Annotated in this window: 22 protein-coding genes and 1 pseudogene; 14 read left to right on the top strand and 9 right to left on the bottom strand. The window is 72.8% G+C overall.

The genetic code is table 11. The features are described from left to right. The first annotated feature begins 22 nt into the window (after positions 1-22). The gene (locus tag G567_RS0101655; protein ID WP_028928591.1) at positions 23-1,672 is read left to right on the top strand and encodes a DUF222 domain-containing protein; all 1,650 of its coding nucleotides are present in this window, start codon (positions 23-25) and stop codon (positions 1,670-1,672) included. Between the two features lie 32 nt (positions 1,673-1,704). Here G567_RS0101655 and G567_RS0101650 read toward each other — a convergent pair whose 3' ends face one another. Both G567_RS0101650 and G567_RS0101645 read right to left on the bottom strand, forming a co-directional pair. Then, on the bottom strand, positions 1,705-2,100 hold the full coding sequence (locus G567_RS0101650; RefSeq protein WP_028928590.1) for an ArsR/SmtB family transcription factor: 396 nt from the start codon (positions 2,098-2,100) through the stop codon (positions 1,705-1,707). Further along, positions 2,101-2,751, bottom strand: coding sequence for an SRPBCC family protein (locus G567_RS0101645; protein ID WP_037055272.1), 651 nt, complete (start codon positions 2,749-2,751; stop codon positions 2,101-2,103). Positions 2,752-2,944: 193 nt separating this feature from the next. Between G567_RS0101645 and G567_RS0101640 the strand changes: the two genes are divergently transcribed. Continuing rightward, on the top strand, positions 2,945-3,574 hold the full coding sequence (locus G567_RS0101640) for a TetR/AcrR family transcriptional regulator (RefSeq protein WP_028928588.1): 630 nt from the start codon (positions 2,945-2,947) through the stop codon (positions 3,572-3,574). A gap of 30 nt (positions 3,575-3,604) precedes the next feature. Further along, the gene (locus G567_RS0101635) at positions 3,605-5,233 is read left to right on the top strand and encodes an FAD-dependent monooxygenase (protein WP_028928587.1); all 1,629 of its coding nucleotides are present in this window, start codon (positions 3,605-3,607) and stop codon (positions 5,231-5,233) included. On the opposite strand, the gene pglX is transcribed toward G567_RS0101635, so the two are convergent. Beyond that, positions 5,194-9,105: a BREX-2 system adenine-specific DNA-methyltransferase PglX gene (gene pglX / locus G567_RS26200; RefSeq protein ID WP_084795674.1), complete on the bottom strand. Its 3,912-nt coding sequence runs from the start codon at positions 9,103-9,105 to the stop codon at positions 5,194-5,196. The genes G567_RS0101635 and pglX overlap by 40 nt on opposite strands. A 142-nt stretch (positions 9,106-9,247) precedes the next feature. On the opposite strand from pglX, the gene G567_RS0101625 reads away from it, so the two are divergent. Then, a complete protein-coding gene (locus G567_RS0101625; RefSeq protein ID WP_147200954.1) occupies positions 9,248-9,853 on the top strand; it encodes a hypothetical protein in 606 nt (201 codons plus the stop codon). Between the two features lie 398 nt (positions 9,854-10,251). Beyond that, a complete protein-coding gene (locus G567_RS34725) occupies positions 10,252-10,629 on the top strand; it encodes an HIRAN domain-containing protein (protein WP_051232038.1) in 378 nt (125 codons plus the stop codon). Positions 10,630-10,754: 125 nt separating this feature from the next. Here G567_RS34725 and G567_RS26190 read toward each other — a convergent pair whose 3' ends face one another. The 3 genes from G567_RS26190 to pglW all read right to left on the bottom strand — a co-directional run bounded on the left by G567_RS26190 (position 10,755) and on the right by pglW (position 15,989). Then, positions 10,755-11,147, bottom strand: a complete 393-nt coding sequence (locus G567_RS26190) for a hypothetical protein (RefSeq protein WP_051232037.1) — start codon at positions 11,145-11,147, stop codon at positions 10,755-10,757. Positions 11,148-11,332: 185 nt separating this feature from the next. Further along, a complete protein-coding gene (locus G567_RS36990; protein ID WP_211223824.1) occupies positions 11,333-11,632 on the bottom strand; it encodes a hypothetical protein in 300 nt (99 codons plus the stop codon). A gap of 169 nt (positions 11,633-11,801) precedes the next feature. Further along, positions 11,802-15,989, bottom strand: a complete 4,188-nt coding sequence (gene pglW, locus G567_RS26185) for a BREX system serine/threonine kinase PglW (protein WP_051232036.1) — start codon at positions 15,987-15,989, stop codon at positions 11,802-11,804. A gap of 265 nt (positions 15,990-16,254) precedes the next feature. Here pglW and G567_RS0101605 point away from each other — a divergent pair, with 265 nt between their 5' ends. Genes G567_RS0101605 through G567_RS0101595 form a run of 3 tightly spaced genes read left to right on the top strand, consistent with a single transcriptional unit; the run spans position 16,255 to position 19,185 of the window. Then, positions 16,255-16,971 (top strand): metal-dependent transcriptional regulator, encoded by a 717-nt coding sequence (locus tag G567_RS0101605; RefSeq protein ID WP_051232035.1) that lies wholly within the window; start codon positions 16,255-16,257, stop codon positions 16,969-16,971. Then, complete coding sequence (locus tag G567_RS0101600) at positions 16,968-18,011, top strand: multicopper oxidase domain-containing protein (RefSeq protein ID WP_028928584.1); 1,044 nt, start codon at positions 16,968-16,970, stop codon at positions 18,009-18,011. Before G567_RS0101605 ends, G567_RS0101600 begins: the two co-directional genes overlap by 4 nt. 13 nt (positions 18,012-18,024) lie before the next feature. After that, a complete protein-coding gene (locus G567_RS0101595) occupies positions 18,025-19,185 on the top strand; it encodes a ZIP family metal transporter (protein ID WP_028928583.1) in 1,161 nt (386 codons plus the stop codon). A gap of 189 nt (positions 19,186-19,374) precedes the next feature. Here the strand turns inward: G567_RS0101595 and G567_RS0101590 are convergent, their stop codons facing one another. Then, entirely contained in the window at positions 19,375-19,752 is a 378-nt protein-coding gene (locus G567_RS0101590) for a type II toxin-antitoxin system VapC family toxin (RefSeq protein WP_211223814.1), read from the bottom strand. Between the two features lie 2 nt (positions 19,753-19,754). After that, a complete protein-coding gene (locus tag G567_RS0101585) occupies positions 19,755-20,021 on the bottom strand; it encodes a type II toxin-antitoxin system Phd/YefM family antitoxin (protein WP_028928581.1) in 267 nt (88 codons plus the stop codon). Between the two features lie 154 nt (positions 20,022-20,175). Here G567_RS0101585 and G567_RS0101580 point away from each other — a divergent pair, with 154 nt between their 5' ends. The 5 genes from G567_RS0101580 to G567_RS0101555 all read left to right on the top strand — a co-directional run bounded on the left by G567_RS0101580 (position 20,176) and on the right by G567_RS0101555 (position 24,380). Next, positions 20,176-20,676, top strand: a complete 501-nt coding sequence (locus G567_RS0101580; protein WP_028928580.1) for a GNAT family N-acetyltransferase — start codon at positions 20,176-20,178, stop codon at positions 20,674-20,676. 134 nt (positions 20,677-20,810) lie between these two features. After that, positions 20,811-21,710: a homocysteine S-methyltransferase gene (gene mmuM, locus G567_RS0101570; RefSeq protein ID WP_028928579.1), complete on the top strand. Its 900-nt coding sequence runs from the start codon at positions 20,811-20,813 to the stop codon at positions 21,708-21,710. 27 nt (positions 21,711-21,737) lie between these two features. After that, complete coding sequence (locus tag G567_RS26180) at positions 21,738-23,165, top strand: Hsp70 family protein (protein WP_051232034.1); 1,428 nt, start codon at positions 21,738-21,740, stop codon at positions 23,163-23,165. 154 nt (positions 23,166-23,319) lie between these two features. Further along, a complete protein-coding gene (locus G567_RS33805; protein WP_037055270.1) occupies positions 23,320-23,562 on the top strand; it encodes a hypothetical protein in 243 nt (80 codons plus the stop codon). 5 nt (positions 23,563-23,567) lie between these two features. Beyond that, positions 23,568-24,380 carry a PIG-L deacetylase family protein gene (locus G567_RS0101555; RefSeq protein WP_211223813.1) on the top strand — a complete coding sequence of 271 codons (813 nt, stop codon included), beginning with the start codon at positions 23,568-23,570 and terminating at the stop codon, positions 24,378-24,380. On the opposite strand, the gene G567_RS32675 is transcribed toward G567_RS0101555, so the two are convergent. After that, the gene (locus G567_RS32675) at positions 24,350-25,591 is read right to left on the bottom strand and encodes a hypothetical protein (protein WP_147200955.1); all 1,242 of its coding nucleotides are present in this window, start codon (positions 25,589-25,591) and stop codon (positions 24,350-24,352) included. The genes G567_RS0101555 and G567_RS32675 overlap by 31 nt on opposite strands. Positions 25,592-25,709: 118 nt before the next feature. Between G567_RS32675 and G567_RS32670 the strand changes: the two are divergent. Further along, positions 25,710-26,645 (top strand): annotated as a pseudogene (locus G567_RS32670) (GNAT family N-acetyltransferase); the annotation flags it as partial. Positions 26,646-26,647: the final 2 nt, after the last annotated feature.

Genomic DNA, 26,647 nt, shown 5'->3' with positions numbered 1-26,647 from the left:
CGAATGGACTATACTCGAACATGTGTTCGAGACCTGGTCGGCGGTGAGCGTCCGCCGCGAAGCCCCCGGACCGGGGATCGCCCCCGCCCCGGGAGTCTGGGCGGTCGACCCACCGTCGACCCGGCCCGAACCCGAGGGTCGCCCGGCCGGAGCCGGGTTCATGCCCTCCGGGTGGGCGGCCCTGGAGTTGGAGCTGGGCACCGCCGACCCGGCCTCGATGGACGACGCCGCGCTGGTCGAGACCATCGCCGGGTTTCACCGGCTGATGTCCTGGGCCGGGGCGCGGCAGGCGCGGCTGCTGGCCGAGTTCGCCGGCCGCCGCCCCGCCGACCCCTCGGACATGCTGCGGGCGAACGAGCCCAGCGTGGGCAGCCGGTTCGCCCCCGACGAGATCGGCTGCGCGCTTGCGGTCTCCCGCGGCTGGGCGACATTCCTGCTCGCCCAGGCCACCGCCCTGGCCGGCCCCCTGCACGCGGTGCGCGACGCGTACGAGCGCGGCGAGCTGGACGCGGCCAAGGTCCGCGCCCTCTACGAGACCACCCTGTATCTGGACCCGGCCCAGGCCACCGCGGTGGCCGCCCGGGTGCTCCCCAAGGCGGGCGGGCAGAGCCTGGCCCAGCTGCGCGCGGCGCTGCGCCGCGCGGTGATCGCGGTCGACCCGGACGGGGCCGCGAACCGCCACCGCCGCGCCCGGCACGACCGGCGGGTCACCGTGCAGGCCCGCGAGGACGGCATGGCCTCGCTGTGGGCCCTGCTCTCGGCCCCGGACGCGTACTCGGCCTACGAGTGGCTCACCCGGCTGGCCCGCGGCCTCGGCGCCGCCGACTCCCGCGGCATGGATGCCCGCCGCGCCGACCTGCTGCGCGACCTGCTCACCGGCCGACTCACCGTCGCCCCCGACACCGATAGCACCGACGTCGATCTCCTCGCCCCCGAGAACGGGGACGCCGAGCAGACCACCGGCGAGACCAACAGCGATCCGGACCAGCAGTTCACGGATCCCGAGGGAGACGCGACGGCCACGCCGGAATCTCCGCCCGGGCCCGGGGCCTCCGAGGCGGGGTCAGGCCGGATGTATCTGCGCCCGGTCACCCCCGGCAAACCCCTCATCCAGGTCGTGGTCCCCTACCCCACGCTCACCGGGCAGACCGACGAGCCGTGCGAGCTGGTCGGCTACGGCACCCTCCCGGCCGAGCTGGCCCGGGAGCTCGCCGCCGACGCGGTCTGGCACCGCCTGCTCACCGACCCGGCCTCCGGGGCGCTGCTCGACTACGGCCGCACCACCTACCACCCCCCGGTCGCCCTGGCCGATCACATCCGCGCCCGCGACGGCTACTGTCGCGAACCGATGTGTATGCGCCCGGCGGCCGGCTGCGAGCTCGACCACATCATCCGGTTCCCGGACGGGCCGACCGCCGAATCGAACGTCGATTCCAAGTGCCAGCACGGGCACAAGCTCAAACACCACGCCGGCTGGCAGACCACCCTGCACCCCGACGGCCGGGTCACCTGGACCACCCCGACCGGGCACGTCTACACCACCGAGCCCTACGACTACCGCACCGACACCGAACTCGCCGCCCTGCGCGCCGAGTTCACCGCCGCCGCGGTCGCAGCGAAACCGGAACCCGAACCCCCACCCACCCCCGACGACGACCCACCACCGTTCTAACTCGTTCGGCGCCACTGGATGTCCTGCACGGGTCAGGCGAGCCGGCTGTCCTGGTCGCCTGGATGCTGTCCGGGCCGCTCGACGGGAGCAGCTCGACGGGCCCGTCGGCCGCGTGCGATCTCGGTCGCGAGCGCGTCGAGCGGCTGGGCGAACGGCGCGAGGGGGTCGGCGAGCCGGGCGAGCCAGGCACGGGCGGCATCGAGGCCGGCCCCGTCGATGACGTAGAATCTGCGGGGCCCCTCGGCGCGCACAGTGACGAGCCCGGCCTCGCGGAGCACCTTGAGGTGCTGTGAAACGGCAGGTTGCGAGATCGGCGCTCGGTCCTGAAGCGCTGCGACGACCGTCCCCACCGGCTGCTCACCCGCGGCGAGCAGCTCCAGGATCTGCCGGCGGGTCGGGTCGCCGAGCGCATCGAAGACCTCGTCCATCTAGCCCTCGGGAACGTCCTCGGGCTGGGTGGTGTACGCGGCTACCGTGCGTTCTGCCGCCTCGTACGCCGGTCCGGGCTCGTCGCCGTCGATCACAGCGGCCTCGGCCCACCCCGCAGCGGCCCGGCGGACGAACTCGACGCCTTCCGGCGAGGTGGGGAACGTGGCAGCCAGTTCCGGGTCGACCGGTGCTCCGCTCTCGATGTGGAGACCCAGCCCCATGAGGCCGAGGTCCCAGCCGACGCCCACCGCACCTGGACCGAACTGTCCCCACAGGTCGGGGTCGACCTGCGCTTCATGGGCCAGCTCGAGGGTGGTGCCGTCGCCGGCCGGGGTGAGCCTGACCTCGAGCCACGACACCATCGGCCCGAACTCCCACGTCACGGCGAACATCTCCGGCTCCTCGCAGCGCTCGACGACACCACCGGCGTTGCCCTCGACCTGATAGCGGCCGCCGACGCGGAGATCCCCGCTGACGGGCACGAACCACCGGGGGATGCGGTCACCGTTGGTCAGCGCGTCCCAGAGATCGGCCTGATCGGTGGGGTAGCGACGACGAGCGACGGCGATCTTCGTGGGTACCCCGTCGCGGGTGCCGCTACGGACCTCCCGAGTCACCAGACCAGCCGTGGCCACAAGATCGATCGCCATGCCCACTCACTCCATAAATAAGTTTCAACTTATGAATGAAGCTACCAAACGGAGGCGAACCCCGCAACCGCCGGATGCCGGCCGAACGCGCGCCCCGGCCGCCCCGGACACGACGGCTCTCTCGACGGCGGCGCCCTATCTTGCCGTATCAGCAATATTGCCGATCCGGCATATTCTGTTTAGGCTTGTCGGCATGGTGGGCGGACATGCCGGCCGCGGCGGGCTGCGGGAGCGCAAGAAGCAGCGGACCCGCGAGGCGTTGAGCCTGGCGGCGATCCGGCTGGCCGTGGAGCGCGGGTGGGCCGCGGTGACGGTGGAGGACATCGCCGCGGCCGCGGACGTCTCGGTGCGGACGTTTCGCAACTACTTCTCCGGTAAGGCGGAGGCGGTCGCCGCCCGGCACCTGGACCGGATGCGGCGGATCGCCGACGAGCTGCGCGTCCGCCCGGGCGACGAGCCGTTGTGGGAGGCCCTCGTCTCCTCGGTGGAGGCGCAGTTCGCCCCCGACGAGGACCTGGACGCCGTGCCCGCGCCCGACCCTGCGCAGGTCGACGGGGTGCGGGTGATGCTCACCGAGCCGGCGTTGCAGGGCGAGCTGGCCCGGGCGCATGCGCTGGCTCAGGACGAGCTGGCCGCGGCGATCGCCGAGCGCACCGGCACCGACCCCGCTCGTGACCTGTACCCCGCTCTCGTGGCCGCCGCGGCCGGTTCGGCCGTCGCCGTGGCCATCGAGCACTGCCTGCGCGCCGAGGCTCCGACACCGCTCGGGCCGGTCCTGCGGGACGCGCTCGAGCAGCTTCGGGCCGGCCTCCCGGTCCCATGACACCCCGCCCGATCCCGGAGGAGCGATCGAATGGACGTCGACGTCGTCATCGTCGGAGCCGGCCCGACCGGATTGATGCTGGCCTGCGAGCTCGGGTTGGCCGATGTCCGGCCGATCGTGCTGGAGCGGCTGACCGAGCCGAGCGACGAGGCCAAGGCCAACGGCCTGCTCGGGCAGGTCGTGCGCATGGTCGATCACCGTGGCCTGTACGAACGCCTCAGCGGCAGCCCGGAGCCGCCCCGACCGGCGCCGTACTTCATGTTCGCCGGGATGGGCTTGGACCTGGGCCTGCTCGACGACAACCCGATCTACACCTTGCCGGTGCCGCAGCACCGGATCGTCCAGCTCTTCGCGGAACGGGCGATCGAGCTCGGTGCGCAGATCCGGTGGGGCCACGGCGTCGTCGGCCTGTCCCAGGACGCCGACGCCGTCGGGGTTGACGTCGCGGGCCCGGACGGGAGCTATCGGCTTCCGGCCCGATACCTGGTGGGGGCGGATGGGGCACACAGCATGACCCGCAAGCTCTCGGGCATCGGTTTCCCGGGCGTCAGCTACGACCGCACGACCAGCCGGTGGGCACACGTCTCGGTACCCGACGACTGGCTCGACCCGGCGACCGGCGGACTCGATGTGCCCGGGCACGGGACGGTCTCCCCGTTCATCGGCATCCGCACCGAACACGGCACCTTCTCCTACGCACCACTACCCGGGCGGGCACCGATGATCGCCACGACCGAATGGGACCGACCGGTCCCGGACGGCCCGATGAGCCTCGCGGAGCTGCGGGAGAGCGTCGGCCGGGTGCTGGGTGCCGACGTGCCGATGGGGCCACCGACCGGGGACGGACCGCACGCGCTGCGCCGCCTGGTCGGCGGTAACAACCGGCGGGCCGAGCGATTCCGCGACCGGAGGGTGTTCCTGGTCGGTGACGCCGCGCATGTGGACGCGGCCGGCGGGCAGGGCCTCAACCTGGGTCTGCAGGATGCGCTCAACCTGGGCTGGAAACTCGCCGCGCAGCTGCGCGGCGACGCTCCGGCCGGGCTGCTGGACAGCTACGACTCCGAGCGGCAGCTCGCCGCCCGCCGGGTCACCGGCTACGCACAGGCGCTGTCCGCGCTGTTGGCCCCGGGTAGCGACGTCACCGCGCTGCGGGAGCTGTTCGGCGAGCTGCTCGAGGACCGCAGCACGGTGCAGCGGCTGGCCGCGCTCACCGCCGGCACCGACATCCGCTACGACATGGCCGGCGTCGACCAGCGTGGCCAGGACGGCCACGACCGAGACCGTACGCATCCGTTGGTCGGGCGGTGCGCTCCGGAGCTGAACCTGCACACGCCGAGGGGGCCCGTCCGGCTGGCCGAGCTGACCCGAACCGCCCGGCCACTACTGCTGGACCTCACCACGGGCAGCTCGCTCGCCGGGGCTCTGACCGGATGGGACGACCGCGTCACCATGGTCGCGGCCCGGCCCGAGCTCACCGGCCACGACAGCCGCGCCGGCCAGGCCACCGCGCTGCTGCTGCGACCGGACTGCTACGTGGCCTGGGCGTCCGACTCGGCGACCCCGGACGCCGCCGAGCGAGCAGCCCTGCGAGCCGCCGCCGGTCGGTGGTTCGGCTCGGATCAACCATCACCCTCGGATCTCGTGCGGCAGCTTCCGTAGCGCATCCCGCGGCGCTGCCCGGTTGTGACGAGCCGGCCCTGCTTCACCAGGTATGTCGCGACGGCTCGCGCACCGGCGGCGTCGAGGCCGGTGAGGTCGCGGATCTGCTCGTTCGACAACGGTCCGGTCGCCGCCGCCGTCAGCACCGCGTCGACGTGCTCCGGGTCGGGGGCCGACCGTGAACGCCGCGCACGGGGCGCGCCCGACTCACCGCCGCGCGGGCCGCGCGAGGCTGCCCGCCGCGGCATCGGGGCGACGTCGACGCGCCCGGCGGGGCGCCAGGCGGCGAGCTGGTCGCGGCTCAGGTGCAGCTCCCCGAGCTGGGCGTCGAGGAATCCGTCGTAGATGTCGGCGGGCGCCGCGCCGTACACGGGGTCGATCTCGGCGTGCCACTGCCGCACCCACGGCAGCACCTCGGCCAGCCCGGCCAGCAGCGGCGTGATCCGCTCGGCCGGCCAGCCGTCGTCCCCGCGGCGCTGGCTGACCAGCACCGCCAGCGCCTGGGCCTGCTCCCGGTGGTCCCAGCCGGCCCAGCCGAGCAGCAGGCTGCCGTCACCGTCGCGGCCGGCGCCCGGATAGGAGACGAACCGCTCCTTGGGCACGTCGAGCTTGCCCCGCCGGCTCCAGTAGCTGCCGCGCAGGAAGTCCCCGGACCCGTACTTCGGCGGGACCGGCACCTCCCCGATCTCCGTGGCGATCGCCGCCCGGACCTCCGGGTGGGTGACGTCGTCGTGGCCCAGCCGGGCCGCGATCGCGTCCTCCCGCCGCTGCAACGCCCAGGTGTGCTCCCACTCCGCGCGCTTGGCCAGGCCCTTCGGCTTGTAGCGGTAGGCGGCAAGGAACGGCACGTGCTCGGCGTCGATCAGCTCGCCGACGATCTCGGCGAGGTCGGCGTCCGGGCGCCCCAGCGCACCGCCCGCCCACAGCGCGGCGACCGAGCCGAAGTCCTGGTCGCCGCGGAGCCGGTCGGCCAGGGTGCGCACGGTCTGCGGGGCCGGCTGCTCCTCGCCGTTCATGTCCGGGGTGAACCACAGCGCCCGGGATTCGAGCCGGTCGAGCAGCCAGCTGCGCAGCGCGCGTTCCTGCTGGCGCTCCCAGGATTCCGTGGCCCACCGCCGCTTGCACTCCGGGCGCTCGATCAGCGCGAGATCCCGGCGCCGCTCGATCAGCGCGATCCGTGCCTCGACCGTGCGGCGGTACTCCGCTGGCCAGTGCGTGGGCAGCTCGGTGACCGGGGTGGAGCCGTGGCGGGCGAACCACTGCGTGTCGGCCTGGCCGGCCGCGACCCTGCGGGCCAGGACGATCTCGAACGCCCGCTCGCCCAGGTTCAGCGGTTCGGCGGCACCGTCGCCGAGCACCTCCGCCGCCTCGGTGTCCGACAGCAGGCCGTAGCGGCGGTAGACGTCCCAGTCCAGCTCCTCCTGCGCGGCGACCATCTCCGCGCGCAGGCGCTCGTGCTGGATCCGGGCAGCAGCGAGGCGGTCGCGGGTCGGGGTCGCGGTGGCGGCGATCGCGTCGGGGGTGGTGGCGGCCAGCTGCCGGGCGAGGGAGTCGAGCTGGCGGCCGCGATTCAACGGGAGATCGGCGGGCAGCGGGAACTCCTCGACGTTCGACCCATTGAACGCAAACCGCTCTTCCCAGCGCTCAGTCTTGAAGCCACACCCGACGCCACCACCGCCCTTTTGTGTGCATACCTGTTTCAGCCAGAAGCATGCCGTCGACGAGTTCAGCACCCCGAGCAGCGCCAGGTGGTCGTCCTCGCTCGCCTCCGCCGGCAGCTTGATCACCGGAGCAGTCTGTTTGAACACCTTCCCGCCCCGGTCCAGCACGAAATGGTTGTGCGTCGTCACTTCCGCGAACGCAATCAAGCGGGACGCCTGCCAGCGCGGTGGATGAAAGTCCGAGTACACGAACCAGTCGAGCCCGCGATCAATATGATAACCGGATAGTGCCCGACGCTTCAGCAGAAGAACTCGGTTGGGCCATAGAAGGTGGAATGCAGCCGAGGTGAGCCGCCCTCGTTCGCCATTCGCCGAGTAGGGGAAAACCGCATACAGATCTGTCTCGTGCGCCCAGTCGCGTATCTCGGCTCCGATCGCGAATTGATGCGCGGTATCCGTTAGTTCAAGCCTGCTGACCGTAGCCCGGTCGAGAACGTATGCATCGTCCTCACGCGTCAGCGCAAGAAAGCCGATAAGCTCGCAAACCGTTTTGATCCGGGTCGGTGAAACACTCTCAAGGTGTTGAAGAAGCTCAACAGCCCCGCCGCCCGACAGCGACCACGGGTGGCTCGCCAGCCGTGAGCGCGGGAGGTCGACCACGCTGACCCAGTCGCTCTCGCTGCCCGGGTGGTCGACCTGGGCCTCGATCGCCGTCCACACCAGACCCTTCTCCGGGTCCGCGGGCTGCGAGGGTTCGCCCCGCACCCCGAGGACCGCCCGCACGGTCTCGCGCCGATCGGGCTTCGCCCTCCGTCCGATGAGGATCACCGTGGGTGTGCCGTGTCCCGGGATGTAGGCGCCGGAGGTGTCGACCACATGGGTCAGCTCGACCGTCGGGAAGAACTCCTCGACCAGCTTGGTGCCGAACTCCCGCTTCATGAACGCGTTCGAGGTGATCTGCCCGGTGTACCCGGCACCGAGCCCGTCCTCCCCGGCGCGCCGGGCCAGGTCGAAGATCCGCTGCGCGAACGGCACGGTGAGCTGGAACTGCCGGTGACAGGCCGACCACCGCTTGCGGTAGTACTCGTTCTGCTCCGGGTCCTTCATCGTGATGTAGGGCGGGTTGCACACTACCGCGTGATACGAGTCCGAGGCGAGCAGCCGCTCGTCGGCGAACTCCTCGACGTCCTCCCACCGCGCCCGGTACCCGACCGCCGCGTCCACCTCGGCGATCGACTCCTGCCGCTCCGGCGTGCGCAGCGAGTCGGTGCAGCCCACCACCGGCCGCCAGCCCTGCCCGGCGGCCTGGGCGAACGTCGTCACCCCGGCGGCCTTGAGCGCGGCGACCAGCAGCCGGAACCGGGCGATCGCCACCGCGAACGGGTTGGTGTCCACCCCGTGCACCGAGCCGAGCGCCCGCCGCACGATCTCGTAGCCGTCCAGCCCCGGCGACTGCTCCCGCCAGGCCTCCACCAGCCGGGAGAACGCGCCGAGCAGGAAGTGACCGCTCCCGCACGCCGGGTCGACCAGCCGCAGCCCGTCGAGCCCGAACTCGTCGATGGCGGGCGTGAGCGTCCGGTCGAGGATGAACCGCTCGACGAACCGCGGGGTCTGCAACAGGGCGTAGCGCTTCTTCGCGTCCTCGGACAGGTCCTGGTACAGGTCACCCAGGAAGCGGGTGTCCCACCCGGGGTCGGTGAGGTCGTGGCGCAGCGTGCGGCCGTCGGTCGAGCGCCAGAACGCGACCAGGTTCTTCGCCGCGTCGTGTGAGATCGGCACCCAGTACATCGGGTTGTGGTCGGGGTCGAACAGCAGCCGCCCGGCGTCGGTGCTGCGCAGCACCTCGAACTGCTCGGCCAGCCATTCGCCGTCGTGGTGCTCGGGATGGCGCCGGTAGTGCCCCAGCTGGGCGTCCTCGGCCACGGCCAACCGCTCCCCCGGACCCGACAGCACCGGGTCGATCAGCCCGTTGTCCTCGCTCCACCGCAGGAACACCGTGCCCAGCACCCACGCGACCGCGACCTGGGTCAGCCGCGCGTCCCGCCACGCCGGCCACTCCGCCGCGGTCCGCCGCGCCTTGCGCTCGGCCGCATGCTCCTCGCGCAGCACGTCGGCCAACCCGGGCACCGCCGTCGACTGCTCGGCCAGATCGACCTCCAGCAACCGCACCTGCCCGCGCAGGTCCTCCAGCAGCGCCTTCGAGTCGATCATCCGGTTCTCCCTCCGTGCCCCCGGTGACCTCATCGGGCCGGGACCGCTGATCGTTCCAGGCACACCGGGCCGGAGGAAGCAGCGGGCACCGCTGCGGCCCATGGCGATCGGATTCGAACGGTTGTCTCCGTACGCTGCCCTCATGATCCGGAACTTTCCCATTGTGGACGTTTCGGCGTGGGAGGTCGTCAACGTCGAGCCGATCGGCCGCGACCGAAAACTCTGGCTGCGGGAGCCCGGCGCACCCAAGGACTCACTCAGCCGAGAGCGCGACTGGCTCTACAAACCGGTCGTCATCCCGCAACATGGGCACCGCCAGGGCGAGGACTGGGCGGAGAAGATCGTGAGCGAACTGGGTCGCCTGCTCGGCGTCCCCTGCGCCGAGGTGCGGCTCGCCGTGCACGACGGAGAGGAAGGCGCGATCTCACGCAACGTCATCTCCGACGGCTGGAGCCGAGTCCTGGGGTCCGAACTGAGGGGCACGGTCGTGCCGAACTACCAGGAAGGCCGCCTGAACCCGCGGGGCCGCCCCAAGAGCGAGATCCCTACACTGGTGGCGACCGCTCATCAGGCCCTCGACCTGGTGGGCGAACGAGATCGCCGCTACTGGACCGGCCGTCTGCGCGACATCGAACAGGATGAGATCGAGGACGTCGTGAGAAGTATCCCGCGGCTGTCGGAGCCGACGGCTAAGTTCATCATCGGAGTGCTCGACATCCACCGGAGGAGGCTGCTTCATGACGACTGACGTGGCGGCCGGGCTCTTGGAGGCGCCCTTCTCCGGCTCGAGGTCAGCCGCCGGCGAGGCCAGGGGCTCGTCCGGCAGATTGATCGTTGCCTGGCAGAACCCCGAGACGCGGCTCATCGCGCCCGTCGGGCTTCTGGAGCTGTCAGCGGATGGCAGTTATCGATTCCGGTACTTGCGCCGGCGACGCAGACACCTGGCTTCCTCCCGTTCCTGAGCTTCCCGGAGTGGAGCCGGACCTACACGTCCGAGCACCTGTTCCCGTTGTTCTCTCAGCGAATCATGAGCGCCCGCCGACCGACTTCGGCGAGTTCCTCGATCAGCTACACCTCGCGCGGGACGCGTCCCCCTGGGAGCAGCTCGCTCGCTCCGGAGGTCGCAGCACCGGAGACACCGTTCAGGTGTTCCCGATCCCGCGGGTCGAGTCCGACGGCTCCACGACGTGCCTGTTCCTGGTCCACGGAATCCGGCACGTGACCGGCGGCCGCCTGCCGCAGCTCTCGCCGGGAGAGCGGCTCGTCCTACAGGAGGAGCCCGAGAACCCGATCAACTCCGATGCCGTGCGCGTGTGCACCCGCACCGGGCAGCCGCTCGGCTACGTCCCCGATCTACTGCTGGAGCACCTGCGCGTTCTGCAGCGCAGCGGTCCCGTGGCGGTGACCGTCGAGCACGTCAACGGACCGGAGGCACCGGCGCACCTGCGACTCCTGGCCCGGCTCGACGGCCGGGCGCCAGTCGGGTACGAGCCGATGAGCGGCCCTGGCTGGGAGACGTTCTGAGGCGAGCACCGAGACGTCCCAGGTTTCAGCTACCAGTGCTGAGATCGTCCACCGCGGCGGAGGCGGGCAACGACCCGCGAGCGCATCAGCCGGTAGGCAGAACGCCCGGCGCCTCAGCTTGACGTTTAACCGCTGACCTGCGGGTCGCAGCTGTCGATGGCGTTTGGTTTGGCGCTCTTGCCGACGGCATAGCGGGCGGCGCGGTGCTGGTTCTTGGCGCCGGGCGGGCGTCCGGGTCCGGGTCGGGAGGGTTTCGGCGCGCTGGCCGGCTGGGTGGTCTTCTGCCGCAGGCAGCGAAATCCTCGGCGGACCCGGGCGGGGGTCAGCCGCTCCGGCGCCAGCGGTCTCTCCCAGGGCCGGCGCAGATCGACCGCCAGCGGGCGGGCCAGCCGTAGCCGGGTGTGCGCGGTGATGATCAGCCAGGTCCAGCGGTCGGCGGCTTCGGGTGAGCGGATCTTCGGGGCGGTCCAGCCCAGGGTCTGCTTCCAGAGCCGGATCATGTGCTCTTCGCCGACCACGTCTCAGGTGATCGGCGCAGCACTGCCCGACATCATGTCGGAGCCGAGTCCACGAGCGGTTCGTCCCCGACGGCGTATCGATGTGCCCGTGTCGGAGAGGCGGGGCAGGGTCGAGAGCCCGCTGCTGAGTCGCCGCAGTCCGATACTTCGCTGCGGGACCTCGACCTGGTCCGGCCCGATGTTGCTCAGGACCGCCTTCTCGCCGGTGATCGTGATCCGACGGCCGCGCCCCTGCGTCCGCTTGAAGGTGAACGTTTCCTTGCGCGAGAGATTCCGTCCAGGCCGATTCTCAATCCGCAGCTGGTACTCATCGGGAGCCCGGCATGACTGTGAGTCGTCCACGAGGCCTTGACCGCGATCTTCATAAAGGTGGGCGTCTTCTCTCCGCCGCGGAACACGAACTCGTCATAGCCGCCACGAAACATGAGTGCGGGTTCGAGGTCAGTGCGGATGACGTCGGCAAGGAACCGGAAAACGTCGAGCACATTCGTCTTGCCCGAGCCGTTCGGTCCGACGAGAACGTTGAGCGGGCCGAGCGGAAGTTCTCCACCCTCAGCTCCATCAACCTGCCGCCGACCACGTCCGCCTCCTCACCGGTGATTATTGCCGACACCGGTGAGAAGGGCGCCTAGAGATCGGTCACCGGCCGAAGCTCTACGCAACCGTTGCGGCCGCCGTCCACCGCGCGGGCGCGACGATCCACTCCTCCGCGGTCGTGAGCCCGACCGCCTGCGCCCCGATCCGCGGGGCCTGTTGCTCGTCCTGAGCGGGACACAGCAACACGACGGTGCGCGGGCCGCCGTCCCGGCCGGCGCGGCGGGCGGCGTCGAGCAGCCGGTCCAGCACCGCCACGCCGCCCGGGTAGCGACCGAACGGCGTCAGCGCATCGAGCACAAGGACATCCGCCGCGTCCCACCCGTCGCGCAGCCGTACCCAGGCCTCGTCCACCACGCGCTGCAGGTTCGCCCGGGCGCGCGGGTCCGCGTCGGGCGCGTCGGCCCGCAGCACGACACCAAAGTCGGCGATCCGCCGCTCCCGCGCGATCTCCCGCAACGCGGAGACGAACGCGGCCGACGCGTCGACGACCTCGGCTCCGACGAGTCCGGCCACATGCCGGCGGCACGCCGCCCACCGGGACCGCCGGACGGTGACCATCCGGACGCCACCGTGTTCGAGCACGTACCGCAGCCGGGCCTCGGGCCCGCTCTCGCCCGCCGGCGCAGCGGCCACGGCTGCGCCGCCCGTCGACGTCTCCGAACGCCACGAACTGCTGGACGCGACGGTCCGGGGCGGGACGAGGAGGTCGCCGTCCCACCGCAGGTCGAAGCCGGCCTCGCGCAGCAGCCGGACGAACTCCAGCCCCTCCGGCAAGGCCGCCAGCCCCGGGAAGCGGGCGGCCACCCGCCGCACGAGGGCGTCCGGCTTCAGCCCGTTGTCCGGGACACCCGCCCCGGCCTGGGAGAGCCGCAGCGCCCGGATCGGGTCGAGATCGCGCGGATACAGCTCCAGCCGCGCGTTCGCCAGGACGGTGCCCGACGCCGCCGCGGCGAGCTGCACGAGCCGCCGCTCCGCCGGAACCTGATCATGTCTGCGCGCCACGGTCTCCAGCGCACGCACCACCGCCACCGGAGTCGGCAGCGGATCGAGGCTCGCGAGCCGCACCGCCTCGTCGGACAGCTCGACCGCCATGTCCAGCAGCTGCGCGTCGCTGGGCGTCTCCAGTGATTCCTCGTCGCCGACCTGCAGCGCCACGAGGACGCGATCGCGATGCCTGCGCGTCGCGAACATCGGGCTCTCGGCGATCGAGTCGGTCTCGCAGGCGGCGCGCAGCACGGCGTACCCGTACGCCCGGCGGCGCTGCGGGTCCTCCTCGCGGTCGCAGCCACGGGTGATCAGAAGCTGGTCGACGAGCTCACTCGCGGCGGCGACCCGCCCGAGCGCCCGCAGCTGGGCGGCCAGGTCCTCGCGGACGCCGTCGACCGCGGCGACCGCGGCCCATTCGATCCGTCGTTTGCCGACGATCTGGCTGATCCGGGCGCGGGTCAGGCCCGACGGCGCGGCGACGTCGGCCAGCGTCGGCCACCGGACGGCAGGCAGGGTGCCGTCGTCGCCGGGCAGACCCAGCAGGAGACGCGTGAGCTCGCGCTGGTCGGCGCCCCGCTTGGTGGGGGCGGGAAGTAGCCCGGCCACGATCGCGTCCAACGTGGGCGGCAGGCCGTCCCCCGTGTCCGGGACCGGCGCGCGGACCGGGCCCGGCGCGGCCGTCAGCAGATTCCTGCGCCACCACGTCGTCCGGTTCACGAGCTCGAGCCGGGTGCTGCGGGCAAGCCCCCGCGCCCGCCACAGATCCCGGGTCGAGATCTGCATCAACTCGCCGACCGTGCTCGCGCCGAGCCGCTGGGCCACCGCGACGGCCCGCAGCGACAGACCGGCGGCGTCGAGCGCGGTGTCCGCCGTCGCGGCCGAGGCCGCCTCCTCCCGCATCTCCTTCGGGTCCTCGGTGGACGAGTGGGACGTGCGGGCCGGCGCCTGCTCGTCCATCGCCGTGAACACGCGGTTCCACGCCTGCCGCATCGCCCCGGCCGTCGGGTAGCGCTCGTCGGCGTCGCGGTCCAGCGCCCGCCGGAAGAAGGCGGTCAACGGCTCGCGCAGCCCGGCCTCGAACAGCTCCGAGGAGATCGTCACCTCGTCGGCGAACCGCGGGTCGGTCCCGTCCTCGCTCCACAGGGGAAGCTCCAGGCTCGCCATCTCGTGCAAGGTGACCGCGACCGCGTACAGCTCGGCGGCGCCGTCGTAGGTGGGACGACGGTCGGTGCCGAGGAACGGGTCGCGGTAGCCCCGGGTCCCCGCCAGGACGTCGGAGGCGCTCGCGCCGGCGAGCGAGAAATCGAAGAGGACCAGGGCCGGGCCGCGCTTGGGATGCCGCCGCACGCCGAGGTTGTCGGGCTTGATGTCGCGGTGGAACGTCTCCCGCCTGCCGAGGTAGTCGACGACGTCGAGCAGCTGGTCGCCGAACCGCTGCAGCTGGTCGGGCACCGGCGCGCCCTCGGCGCGGAGCAGCTGCGCGAGCGTCTGGTCGCCGGCGTAGTCGATCTCGATCGCATGCCGGCTGCCCAGCTCGAAAACGCCGCGCCGCAGCAGCACGAGGTGCTCGTGGCGCAGCCCCTCCAGGACGATCGCCTCGTCGCCGAGCCGCTCCTCCGCCTGGGCCGAGCGGCCCACCTTGAGCACGGACTCCAGGCTGTCGCGCTCGACGAGGAACGCGCGGGCGGTCGCGCCCGTTCCCAGCACCCGCCGCACCCGGTAGCCGTCGGGCAGCTCCGCATCGACCTGTGCGTCCCACGGGTCGACGGGCTGATCCTGCGGTTGCGCATTGCCGATCGCCCGGTCGAGCTCGACGAGGAACTCCTCGACGTCCGGGCGATCCGAGACCCGCGGTGCGGTCGTCAGCGCCACCAGGGCGTCGACGTCCGGCGGGATCGCGTCGAACACGACCGACGGGTGCAGCCCGCCCTCCGCGGCCAGCCGCTCCATCAGCTCGGACCGCCCCTCCGCCGGCGGACCCCCGGTGAGCAGGAGATACGCCGTGGCGCCGAGGCCGAAGACGTCGATGCCGACCGTGCCGTCGACCTCGCCGGTGAACTCCGGGGCCAGGTAGGGGCCTGCGGCGGCCTCGACGTGGCGACCGGCGTGCGTGGTCGGCTCGACCCGATGCGTGGTGCTCGTCGACGAGAGCCCGCGGGCCGCCGACTGCCACTCCCCGATCCGCAGCCGTGGTGCCGACCACCCCTGCTCCCCCGGCTCGACGATGATCGCGCGGGGGGACAGCGCGCGGTGCACCAGGCGCCGGTCGTGGGCGTAGCCCACGGCCTCGGCGAGCTGCCGGACGAGCCCGAGACGGGCGGGCAGATCGAGGGCCTTGCCCTCACCCGTCATGTAGTGATCGAGCCGCCTCGCCTCGGCGTGCTGGTCGATCACCAGCGCGGGGCCCATCTCGTGGTCGAGCAGCTCACGCGGAACGAGCAGGCCCGGATGCTCGATGCCCTGCGCGGCAAGGAACTCGCGCTGCGCCGCATGTCGCACCGACGTGCGGGCCTCCGGGTCGGCCTGCCGTTCATGGAGGTAGATGCGGATACGCCGGTAGGCGCCCGGCAGGTCCTCGCGGGACGCATGGTGGTCCTGCCACGTCGGACCGGAGTCATACGGCCGGGGCTCGACCTGCCACGGGCCGACCGCGACGCTGCGCCGCGTGCGGTGGATGCCCACCTTCTGCAGCAGCCGCGGCAGCGCCGACAGGAACTCCGGTGGCGGCGGCGCGTGCGTCACCGGCGCGAGCAGCAGACCGGCCCCGATACGCCCCAGCGTCCCGGCGGCGCGGCTCTCATCGGGTACGTAGACGTGGTGGCGCTGCTCGGGATCGAGAGCGCACGTCATCTGCGGTTCGGCGAGGAAGACGCAGCCGCGGACGAACGGCATCCGGATGCTGCGGTCCTTCGCGGCGGCCCGGCCGAGCAGGCTCTTGAGCTCCTTGGCCTTCTGGTCGGCGAGCGGGAGCGGGTTGTCGAAGGAGCGGGACCGGTCGCCGGTGAGGATCCACGTCGAGCCGCTGTTCGTGAGCCCACCCCGGTAGTTCTTGATCTCGATCAGGAACAGGCCGGTGGGCGCGGCCACGAGCAGGTCGACCTCGCGGATGTGGCCGTGGTCGGAGATGAAGGTGAAGTTCGACCACGCCTGGTAGGGATGTCGGTCCGGTAGCAGATCCCGGACGTAGCGCAGCGCGGCCTGCTCGTGGGCGAACGACGACGGGGTGATCTCGTGCCAGCGGCTCGAGTTGGCCTCCACGCTTCCCCTCCTCCGCTGCCCGCCCTGCCTGCCGAGGACGACCGTAGAGGATCAGCACCCGACGGCCGCGGTGGAATGAGGTTCGTCGCGCTGTTCCCGTCGAGGAGCGCTGCGCTGGGCGGGCACCGATCTCGCGACTGGCCGCCGCGGGACCCATCCCTGGGGAGCGTGCGGGGATTCTCAATGTGAGACGTCGAAACGAAGTGCGAACACCTACCGTATCGAGACGTTCGAGCACTCTTCCTCCTGCACTTAGAGGTCTCTAATGCCGGAACTCAGCACGCGCGGTGCAGCCGAACGACGTCATCCGTCGTGCTGCGACCTGACGCATACCGATGCCGTCGAGGACACCCTGAAGACGATCTTCGTGCTGGCCGGGCGAGGGTCGCCGGTGAGCACCTCGGCGCTGGCCTACGAGCTGGCGGTGACGCCGCCGACGGCGTCGAGCATGCTGAAGCGGCTGGAGGCGCACGGCCTGGTGCACCGGACCGAGGACCACCTGGCTGCCCTGACCGCGCACGGCGCCCGGCACGCGCAGCAGATGGTGCGGCGGCACCGGCTGCTCGAGGCGTTCCTGGCGCAGGTGCTCCACGTGCCCTGGGACGAGGTGCACGCCGAGGCCGAGGTGCTCGAGCACGCCGTGTCCGACCGGCTGCTCGCCCGGATCGACGAGCTGCTCGGCCACCCCACCCTGGACCCGCACGGGGACCCGATCCCCTCCCTCGGCGGGAACCACGTCGAGTCCTGGGGGCAACGGCTGGACCAGGTCCGCCCGGGCACCCGGTTCCGGGTGGAGCGGGTCTACGACCGGGACAGCGCGGCGTTGCGCTACCTCGCCGACCTCGGAGTGCAGCCCGGGGTGACCGTCGAGATGCACGAACACGAACCCTTCGGAGGCCCCCTCTGGTTGTCCATCGGCGGCCGCCGCCAGGCGCTGAGCGACCGGCTGGCCGCACTGGTGCACGGCCGGGAGGAGCGGTGAGCGCGGCGACGTCGCGGCGGCGGTTCCTTGCCGGGAGCGCGGGTGCCGCCGCCTGGGTCGGCGCGTTGGGCTGGACGCTGGCCCCGGGGGCCGCCCAGGCACACGAAGGCGGGCGCACCCCACCGGACCGTTCGGGACACGGCGGCGGGATCAACGGGGCGACGTTCCGCGCCGGCCAGGTCGTCGACCACGCCGCGAACGGCTTCCACCCGAGCGAACTGCTGCGCGACTTCGACTACGGGCGCACCTCGCAGCTGTCCGACGGCCGGACGCTGCGGGAGTGGGATGTCGTGGCCCGGGACCAGGAGATCGAGGTCGCCCCCGGTGCCCGGTTCCCGGCGTGGACCTTCAACGGGCGCATCCCCGGGCCGACCCTGCGCTGCCGGGCCGGCGACCGGCTCCGGGTCCGCTTCCGCAACGCGTCGGAGCACCCGCACACCATGCACTTCCACGGGATCCACCCGGCGGACATGGACGGCGTCCCGATGATCGGCCGGGGGGTGATCTCGCCCGGCGAGGAGTTCGCCTACGAGTTCGACGCCGAACCGTTCGGGCTGCACCTCTACCACTGCCACGTCGGGCCGCTGGCCGAGCACATCGCCCGCGGGATGTACGGCACGTTCATCATCGACCCGCCGGGCGGGCGGCCGGCCGCGGACGAGCTGGTCCTGGTCCAGCACGGCTACAACACCACGTTCGACGGCGAGGGCAACCAGCTCTACGCGGTCAACGGCATCCCGTTCCACTACGCGCACGAACCGATCCGGGTGCGCCGCGGCGAGCTGGTCCGGATCTACCTGGTCAACGTGCTGGAGTACGACCCGATCAACAGCTTCCACCTGCACGGCAACTTCTTCGAGTACTACCCCACCGGCACCCGGCTGGAGCCGGCGGACTTCACCGACACCGTCGTCCAGGGCCAGGGCCAGCGCGGGATCTGCGAGGTGCGCTTCCCGCATCCCGGCCGCTACATGTTCCACGCCCACAAGACCGAGTTCGCCGAGCTGGGCTGGATGGGCTACTTCGAGGTCACCGAGTAGGGGTGCTGAGCAGATGTTGCAGAAAGCCATCGCCCGCGCCCCGCGCTGGGCCCTCGTGGCCGGCGTCCTCGCCGTGGTGTCCGCCGGGCTGGCCGCGCTGGCCGTGTTCGGGGCCGCCGTGCTTCCGGCCCGCACCGGGCCGCCGGTCGAGGAGCTCACCGTCGAGCGGACCGTCCTTCACCCCGGCACGATCGAGCTGACCGTCCGCAACACCGGCCCCGACCCGGTCACCGTCGCCCAGGTCACCGTCGACGACTCGTTCGTCGACGTGGCCGGCGGCACCGAACCGATCGACCGGCTCGGGACGGCCACGCTCCGCCTGGACTACCCCTGGCAGGACGGCATGCCCTACCGCGTCGGGCTGCTCACCTCGACCGGGCTGGTCATCGAACACGAGATCCCGGTCGCCGTCGCCACCCCGGCCGTCGACGCCCCCTCCCTCGGGCGGATGGCGCTGCTCGGCGCGCTCATCGGGATCGTCCCGGTGCTGCTCGGCATGACCGCGCTGCCGGTGCTGCGCCGGGCCGGGCCGACCGCCACGCGGGTGCTGCTCGCGTTCACCGTCGGGCTGCTCGGGTTCCTCGCCGTCGACGCGGCGATCGACGGGTCCGACCTCGCCGCCGCGACCGGCGGCGCGTTCGGCGGGGTCGCCCTGGTCGCCCTGGGTGCCGCGCTCGCGTTCCTCGCGCTGGCCGCCGTCGACCGCATCCCGCGCCGCGGCGCCACCGGGCCGCACCTGGCGCTGCTCATCGCCATCGGCATCGGCCTGCACAACCTCGGCGAGGGGCTCGCGGTCGGCTCGGCGTTCGCGGTCGGGGAGTTGGCCCTCGGGACGGCTCTGCTGGTCGGGTTCGCCGTGCACAACACCACCGAGGGCATCGCCGTCGTCGCACCACTCACCGGGCAACGGGCCACTCCGAGCCGGCTCCTCGGGCTCGGGTTGGTCGCCGGGGCGCCCGCGATGCTCGGCACCGTGCTCGGCGCCACCGTCACCACCCCCGCCCAGGCCGCGTTCCTGCTCGGCCTCGGGATCGGCGCCATCGCGCAGGTCGCCGTACAGATCACGCCGCTGCTGCGCGGAGCCGCCGGCCGCAGCCTCGACGCGCCGGTGATCGGCGGCCTCGCCGGCGGCGCGCTCGTCATGTACCTCACCGGCCTGCTCGTCGCAGGCTGAGCAAGCCGGACAAGGCAGGGTGGCCGGTCACGGGCGGGGCCCCGTCGGAGCACCCGGCACACGAGGGTTCGTCGTGCTCGCCCAAACGCCGCGGTGCTCGCACAAACGCTCCGTCCGGTGTGCGAGCACCGCGGCGCTGGCCCACCACCCGAGCGGGCGAGTCGTGGCCGTTTGCTCCCCGACGCGGCGTCAGCCCGTCGCCGGCAGGATCGCGACGTCGTAGGCGCGCAGCGCGGGATCGGCGGTGACGAGGGTCAGCCCTTCGACCCGTGCCTGGGCCACGAGCATGCGGTCGAACGGGTCCTTGTGATGAAAGGGCAGATCGCGAACGACCGAGGCATGCGCGCCGGTGACCGGGAGTTCCGTGAAGCCCTGCTCCCCGGCGTGCGCCCGCAGGTCCACGTCCACGCGGAGCTTGCCGACGGATTGCTTGATGGACAGCTCCCACACGCTGGCTGCCGAGAGAAACAGCTCGTTGGCGCCGTCCGCCATCGCCTCGAACGCCGCCGGCGAGAGCCCAGGGCCGCCCTCGAGCCACCACAGCAGGACGTGGCTGTCGACGAGCAACCTCACGAATCGCGCTCCGGACCCGGGAAGATCGAGCCCTCGTAGAAGGCATCGACCAGGTCCTCCTCGGGTTCGTCGAAGTCCGGCGCGACCCAGATCCTCCCCCGCAGCGAACCCGGTTCCCGCCGGGGAGCCGTGCGCTGAGCGGGCACCAGCCGCGCGACCGGCCGCCCGTTGCGGGCAATGACGATCTCCTCACCCGCCTCCACGCGCTCCAGCAGCCGCGACAGGTGGGTCTTCGCCTCATAGACGTTCACCTTCTCGGCCATGGCGACAATCCTAGCCTGGTCAGACCTGGTCAATCGCGAGCCGGACGAAAACGGGTCGCCGGCCGGGAACGAGCGCACGAGAACCGCGGCGCGCCGCGCACTCGGGGCCCGTCGATGCTGCGAAACCGGAGAGGGTAAAGCCTTGACAGCACATGTGGCTATCCGACCGGAATGCCCGGACGATGCCGCCGCCATCACCCGCGTCACAGAGCTGGCCTTCCGCGACCACCCGCACAGCGAGCACACCGAGCAGCACATCATCGAGCAGCTGCGCCGAGGAGACGCCCTGTCGATGTCGCTGGTCGCGGAGGCGGCGGGGCAGGTCGTGGGGCATATCGCGTTCTCGTCGGTGGAGTTCTCGGACGGGTCGGCGGGCTGGTACGCCCTGGGCCCGGTCTCGGTCGCGCCGGCCCGGCAGGGTCAGGGCATCGGGCGGGCGCTCATCGACGCGGGGCTGGCCGGGCTGCGCGGCCGCGGGGCGGCGGGCTGCGTCGTTGTGGGCGAACCGGCGCTCTACGGGCGCTTCGGCTTCCGCAGCCGCCCGGACGTCACGATGGACGGCGTGCCGCAGCGGTATGTCCAGCTGCTCGCCTTCGGCGCGGGCAGGCCGGCGGGGCGGGTCACGCACCACCCCGCCTTCGGCGCCCGCCCGTAGGGCGGCCCGGTCACTCAGGATCACGGACGCTCATGAACCGGATGTACCGCGGCGACGTCACCGGCACGACCGCCGACACCGGCGCCAACCTCGTCCTGGCCGCCGTGCGGTGACCGGCGTCCTATCGTGACGCGGTGGACTTCCCGCCGGCCGACGCGGTCACGGTGCTCGACGGCGGTCTGGCCACGGAGCTGGAGGCGCGCGGGCACGACCTGTCCGACGCGCTGTGGTCGGCCCGGCTGCTGGCCGACGACCCTGACGCGATCGTCGCGGCCCACCTGGCCTTCTTCCGCGCCGGCGCGGCGATCGCCACGACCGCCACCTACCAGGCCTCGTTCCCCGGGTTCGCGGCGCGCGGCCTCGGGCGGGCCGACGCGCAGCAGCTGCTGCGGCTGGGCGTCGAGTTGGCCGGCGCCGCCCGCGCGGAGCTGGCCGCCGACGGCCGCCGCCGCTGGGTCGCCGCGTCCGTCGGCCCGTACGGCGCCGCGCTGGCCGACGGCTCGGAGTACCGGGGCCGCTACGGATTGACCGTCGCCGAGCTGACCGTCTGGCATCGGCCGCGCCTGGAGGTGCTGGTCGACGCGGGCCCGGACGTGCTGGCGCTGGAGACGATTCCCGACGCCGACGAGGCCCGCGCGCTCGTCGCCGCGATCGCCGGCTCGCCCGTCCCGGCCTGGTTGTCGTACTCGATCGACGCCGAGCGCACCCGGGCCGGGCAGCCGCTGGCCGAGGCGTTCGCGCTGCTCGCCGACGTCCCCGAGATCGTGGCGGTCGGGGTGAACTGCTGCACCCCGGCCGACGTCGCCCCCGCGATCGCGACGGCCCGGGCCGTCACCGGCAAACCGGTGGTCGTGTACCCGAACAGCGGCGAGGGGTGGGACGCGCGCCGAGGACGGTGGACGGGATCCGCACGCTACTCGGTCGAGCAGGCCGGGCGGTGGGTGGCCGGGGGCGCGACGATCGTGGGCGGGTGCTGCCGGGTGGGTCCGGCCGACATCGCGGGCCTCGCCCGCGCCATCGCCGGTTTACGATGAACGACGTCCTGCCACGGGGGAGGTGCGGTGCGCTACGGCCTCGGCGTGGATCTGGGCACGTCCTCCGTCGCGGCCGCGATCTGCCGTCCCGGCGGGACCGAGATGGTCATCCTCGGCGACCGGTCCGTGATCGCCCCGGCCGTCGTGCACCTGCGCGACGACGGCACCGTCGTCACCGGGGACGCGGCGAGCAGGAGCGCCCTGAGCAGCCCGGAACGGATCGGCCGCGGCCTGCGCCGCCGCCTCGGCGACCCCACGCCGGTGATCCTCGGGGGTGCGCCCCATTCGGTCACCGACCTGCTGGCGTCCATCCTGCGCGACGCCGTGCGCACGGTCGTCACCACCGCGGGCGGCCCTCCCGACCACGTGGTGCTGACCCGGCCGGCCAGCTGGAGCCCGACCCGGTACCGGCTGCTCGACCAGATCGCGGCGATGGCCGGGCTGCGCGGGGTCCGCACCGTCATCGATCCCGAGGCGACCGCGGCACACTTCGCGGCGACACGGCGGCCCCGCGACGGCGAGGTCGTCGCCGTCTACGACCTGGGCGGGGGCACCTTCGACGCCGCCGTCCTGGTCAATCAACCGTCCGGCATGCAACTGCTGGGCGATCCCGAGGGAATCGAGCGCCTCGGCGGGATCGACTTCGACGAGACGATCCTGTCGTATGTCAACTACCGGATCGACGACGCGCTGAGCCGGCTCGACCTGCAGGACCCGCGGACCGCAGTCGCGCTGGCCCGGCTGCGTCAGGACTGCGCACTGGCGAAGGAGACGCTGACGGTCGACACCGAGGCGACGGTGCCGGTGCTGCTGCCCGACCGGCACCTCGACGTGCGGATCACCCGCGCGGAGTTCGAGAACATGCTGCGCGCGCCGGTCGAGGCCACCCTCGGCGCGCTGGCACGGGCCCTGCGCTCGGCCCGCGTCACCCCGCGCGACCTCGCCGCGGTGCTGCTCGTCGGCGGCTGCACGCGGATCCCGCTGGTCGCCCGCGCGGTGCAGGGCGAGTTCGGCGTCCCGCTGGTGCGTCTGCATCCCGACCACGCCACGGCGCTCGGCGCCGCCGCGCTCGCCGCCCGCCCGGTGCCCGCGGTGGCCCACCCGCCTGGACGCCCGGCCTCCGCGCCACCGACGCCACGACCCGCGCCGGCACCGCAACCCATACCGGCACCGCAACCCGCGCCGGCGGCGTCCCGGCCGGCGCCGCACCGCCAGGCTCCGCCGGACCCGGAACCACCCGACGACACCCACCCGGGCACCGACGGCGACTGGAGAAGCGCCTCGATCGGGCGGATGCTCGTCGTCGGGGTGGCCCTGCTGGCGGTGGCGGTGCTCGTCGCGGTGGTCACCTACTTCGTGATCGTCCGGTTGCGGGGCGACTCCGCAGGCACCCTGACTCCGCCCCGAAGCATCGCCGTGGTGACGGCCGTAGCCGCGCCGCCGCAGGCCCGCTGATCCGCCCGGGGACAATCCCTACCTGCACCCGCGGGTTGTCCCGGGCGACTGTAGGGGCGACTCGATGTTGTGCGAGGCCGCGGCGGCGGATCCTTTCTCCCGTCGGACGAACCGCAACCCCAGATCCGGGACGACGCCGGAAGGAGCGAGGATCATGGCCTGCATCACATTCCCCCAGCTGAGCGGCCGCGACCGCGCCCTGCTGCGGGCGATCGCCGCGGACCGCTGCACGGTCTCCGACGACCACGGCACCTCGCTCACCGTCGACGGCCTGTCCTTCTGCGACCAGTTCGCGGGCGTGCGCCTGGTCGACGCCGGTCTCGTCGCGGCATCGGGCCAGGCGCCGCTGCGCCCGCGGCTCACCCCGGCGGGCCGCACACTCCTCGAGGCCGCGTGAACCGCGTGAACCTCCGGAGCATCCCCTCCCCGCGGCTGGACGCCGCGGTGTCGGCGGGCGCTCCGCTGCTGTTCCTGTCCGCCCACCTCGACGACGCGGTGCTGTCCTGCGGCGCCCTGCTCGCCGCGCTGGCCCCCCGGTGTCCGGTGACGGTGGCCACCGTGTTCACCGCGGCCACCGACCCGCCGCACACCCGCGCGGCGCGGTCGTTCCTGCGTCAGTGCGGGGCTACCGACGCGGACGCGCTGTTCGCCGACCGGCGGACCGAGGACCGCGACGTGCTCGCCGGGCTCGGCGTCGCCCACGTCCACCTCGGGGCGGTCGACGCGCTGTTTCGCACCCGCGGATCGCGCGCCGCGCTGGGGCGGCTCGGCCGGGCGGTACCCGAACTGGTGCACCGGTATCCGACCTACCGCCTCGACATCGCGCGGGGACGCGTCGCCGCGGGCGATCGCGTACTGGCCGCCGGCCTGGCCAGGCAGGTTTCCGACCTGGTCGCCACCACCGGTGCCGAGCTGGTGTTCTGCCCCGTCGGCGTCGGCAACCACGTCGACCATCTGCTCACCCGCGGGATCGGCGCACGCCTGGGAAGGCCCGTCGTCCACTACTCCGACTTCCCCTACGCCCTGTCCGCCACGCCCGACCGGGACTTCCTGGAACGCCACCGGCTGTGGCCGTGGACCTGGGAGCACGGGATCGCCGAGAAGCGCCGGCTCATCCGGGACTACCGCACCCAGGCGGACGCGCTGTTTCCCGGCGGGACGATCCCGCGCCGGCCGGAGATCTACTACGAGCCGCGCGCGATCCGTTCCGCGTAGGCGTCGAAGGGCACCGTCCCGTCCCACAGCTGCTCGTCATGGGCCCAGTAGAAGGACCGGAAGCCGCAGCCGCGCGCCTGCCGCAGTGCCGCGGCCAGCATGCCGTCGTCAGAAAGATCCACATAGGATTCGTCGAGCCGGGCCGACTGGTTCCAGCCGGGGTTCTCCCCGGCGACCGGGTGGCCGTACTCGCGGGCGAGCCTGCTCACCCAGCGGGTCGCCGACCAGGTCGCGGCCTGTGGGGCGTCCAGCGGGACGGCGGCGTCGCCGGGCTCGCAGCTGTCGTTGCGGCCGGAGCCGTCGGCGACGGAACTCACATAGGCCACCAGGTCATCGCGGCGGGGCAGCCGCTCGTAGAACACCCGCCAGGCGGCACCGGAACCGAGCAGCCCGGGCGGCAGGCCGCGGCGGACCGCCGCGTCGTACGCCGCCGGCCCGACGCCGACGCCGGGGGTGAGCACCTGGTAGGTGTGGCGGAACCCGAGCGCCGAGAGCGTGGCGATCTGCCACTCCACGACGTCGACGAGTGCGCCCACGTACCAGTCGGCCCACGCCCGGACCTCCTGCCGGCTCACCCCGCCCTCCCCGGGCCGCCAGCCCGGCAACGGGTTCGGCGGCATCGAGGCGGGCCGGTCCGGGCCGCCCTGGGCGTTCGGGTCGAACGCCCAGTAGCGCTCCCCCCCGGGGTAGAGGACCTCGGGCAGTCCGCCCGACGTCAGCCGCACCGCGTCCACCTCGCCGAGGTCCAGCGCCGCGGCGAGACGGGCCAGATAGTGCTCGGCGATGTTGCGCAGCCGCTGGTCGAACACGAGGTTCACCTCGTCGGACTCCTCGCCCGTCTGGTCGACGAAGCGGCTGCCCGGGATCGCGATCACCCACGGCGGCGCGTCGTGCAGGCCCAGCCCGAGCGTCACCGTGCGCCCGGCGGCGCGCAGCGCCTCGATATCGCGCCGGACCGACCGCAGGTAGGCATCATCGAAGGCGCCCGCGGCGGGCTGGGCCCGCCGCCAGGACAGCTCCACCATCCCGGCCGACACCCCCGCGTCCGCCTCCTCGCGCGCGTGCTCGGCCAGCGAGACGAGCGTCCCGAACGCCGGGCCCGGTGGTGGCGCGGGTTCGGCGGCGCCGCCGCAGGCCGTCAGCACCACCAGCACCACCAGCGCGACGCTGAGCAGCGCGGGCGCCCGCGGGCCGCGTCCCGGGTCAGCCATCCCGACCACCTCGCACGTGCTCGACCCGCCGCGTGATCGGCAGTAGCCTCCCCCGCACACGCAGACCCGCGCCACCGGCCGGACCGTCGATGCCCGGTCGCCGTCGCGGAGAAACCGGAGCGACCGGATGTCGTCGACGCGATCGGTCACCGGAGCAACGCCGGGCCCGATCGATGCGGCCCTCGAACTGCGGTGGGACCAGCTGGCGCTCGACGCGGGCAGCCCGCCGTTCGTGCGCCCGGGCTGGCTGCGGGCCTGGGCGGCCGCGTTCGGCAGGACGAGGGACCTGCGGCTGCTGACCGTCGAGCGCGACGGGGAGCCGGTCGCGGCGCTGCCGCTGCTGGCCGGGCGCTGGACCCTGCGCTCCCCCACCAACTCCGAGACGCCGCTGTTCTGCCCGATCGCTACCGACGCCGGGGCGGCGGGCCTGCTGGCCCACCGGCTGCTGTCGGTGCGCACCGGCGCCGTCGAGTTGGACGCGCTCGCGCGAGAGCAGGCCGCGTCGAAGGTGCTGCTGGACGCGGTGGCGCGCAACGGGGTGAGCGCGCTTCGGCGGCCGCTGCGGCAGTCGCCCCATATCGACGTCAGCGGCGATCCGGCCGCGTTCCAGCGGGGTCTGTCGAAGAACCGGCGGCACGGCCTGCGCAGGCTGGCGAACCGGCTGCGCGACGCGGGCGAGCTCACCTTCACCGTGCACGACGGCCGCGCCGACCTCGACGAACTGCTGCGCGACGGGTTCCGGCTCGAAGCCAGGGAATGGAAGCGGGCGGCGGGTTCGGCGATCCTGTCCCGCCCGGCCGCGCTGCGGTTCTACACCGCGGCCGCCCGGTGGGCGGCCGACCAGGACCTCCTCCGGCTGGCCTTCCTGCGCCTGGACGGGCGGCCGATCGCGTTCGGCTACCTCATCCAGCAGCATTCGACGCTGTACTTCCTCAAGCTCGGGATGGACGACGCCTACCAGAAACTCGGGCCCGGGGTCGTGCTCACCCAGCATCTGATCGACCACGCCTTCGCCCAGCCCGGCCTCACCCGGCTCGACCTGCTGGGCGAGAACGA

This window comes from Pseudonocardia asaccharolytica DSM 44247 = NBRC 16224 (assembly GCF_000423625.1).
Classification (GTDB): domain Bacteria; phylum Actinomycetota; class Actinomycetes; order Mycobacteriales; family Pseudonocardiaceae; genus Pseudonocardia; species Pseudonocardia asaccharolytica.
Note: the sequence above shows the minus strand (reverse complement) of the source record. Positions and strands in the feature narration are given on the sequence as shown.

Bases quoted from the DNA above. Each gene is read 5' to 3' on its own strand.
- G567_RS0101650 (WP_028928590.1), bottom strand. From the start codon at position 2,100: ATGGACGAGGTCTTCGATGCGCTCGGCGACCCGACCCGCCGGCAGATC.
- G567_RS0101645 (WP_037055272.1), bottom strand. From the start codon at position 2,751: ATGGCGATCGATCTTGTGGCCACGGCTGGTCTGGTGACTCGGGAGGTC.
- G567_RS0101640 (WP_028928588.1), top strand. From the start codon at position 2,945: ATGGTGGGCGGACATGCCGGCCGCGGCGGGCTGCGGGAGCGCAAGAAG.
- G567_RS0101635 (WP_028928587.1), top strand. From the start codon at position 3,605: ATGGACGTCGACGTCGTCATCGTCGGAGCCGGCCCGACCGGATTGATG.
- pglX (WP_084795674.1), bottom strand. From the start codon at position 9,105: ATGATCGACTCGAAGGCGCTGCTGGAGGACCTGCGCGGGCAGGTGCGG.
- G567_RS0101625 (WP_147200954.1), top strand. From the start codon at position 9,248: ATGATCCGGAACTTTCCCATTGTGGACGTTTCGGCGTGGGAGGTCGTC.
- G567_RS0101605 (WP_051232035.1), top strand. From the start codon at position 16,255: ATGCCGGAACTCAGCACGCGCGGTGCAGCCGAACGACGTCATCCGTCG.
- G567_RS0101595 (WP_028928583.1), top strand. From the start codon at position 18,025: ATGTTGCAGAAAGCCATCGCCCGCGCCCCGCGCTGGGCCCTCGTGGCC.
- G567_RS0101585 (WP_028928581.1), bottom strand. From the start codon at position 20,021: ATGGCCGAGAAGGTGAACGTCTATGAGGCGAAGACCCACCTGTCGCGG.
- G567_RS33805 (WP_037055270.1), top strand. From the start codon at position 23,320: ATGGCCTGCATCACATTCCCCCAGCTGAGCGGCCGCGACCGCGCCCTG.
- G567_RS32675 (WP_147200955.1), bottom strand. From the start codon at position 25,591: ATGGCTGACCCGGGACGCGGCCCGCGGGCGCCCGCGCTGCTCAGCGTC.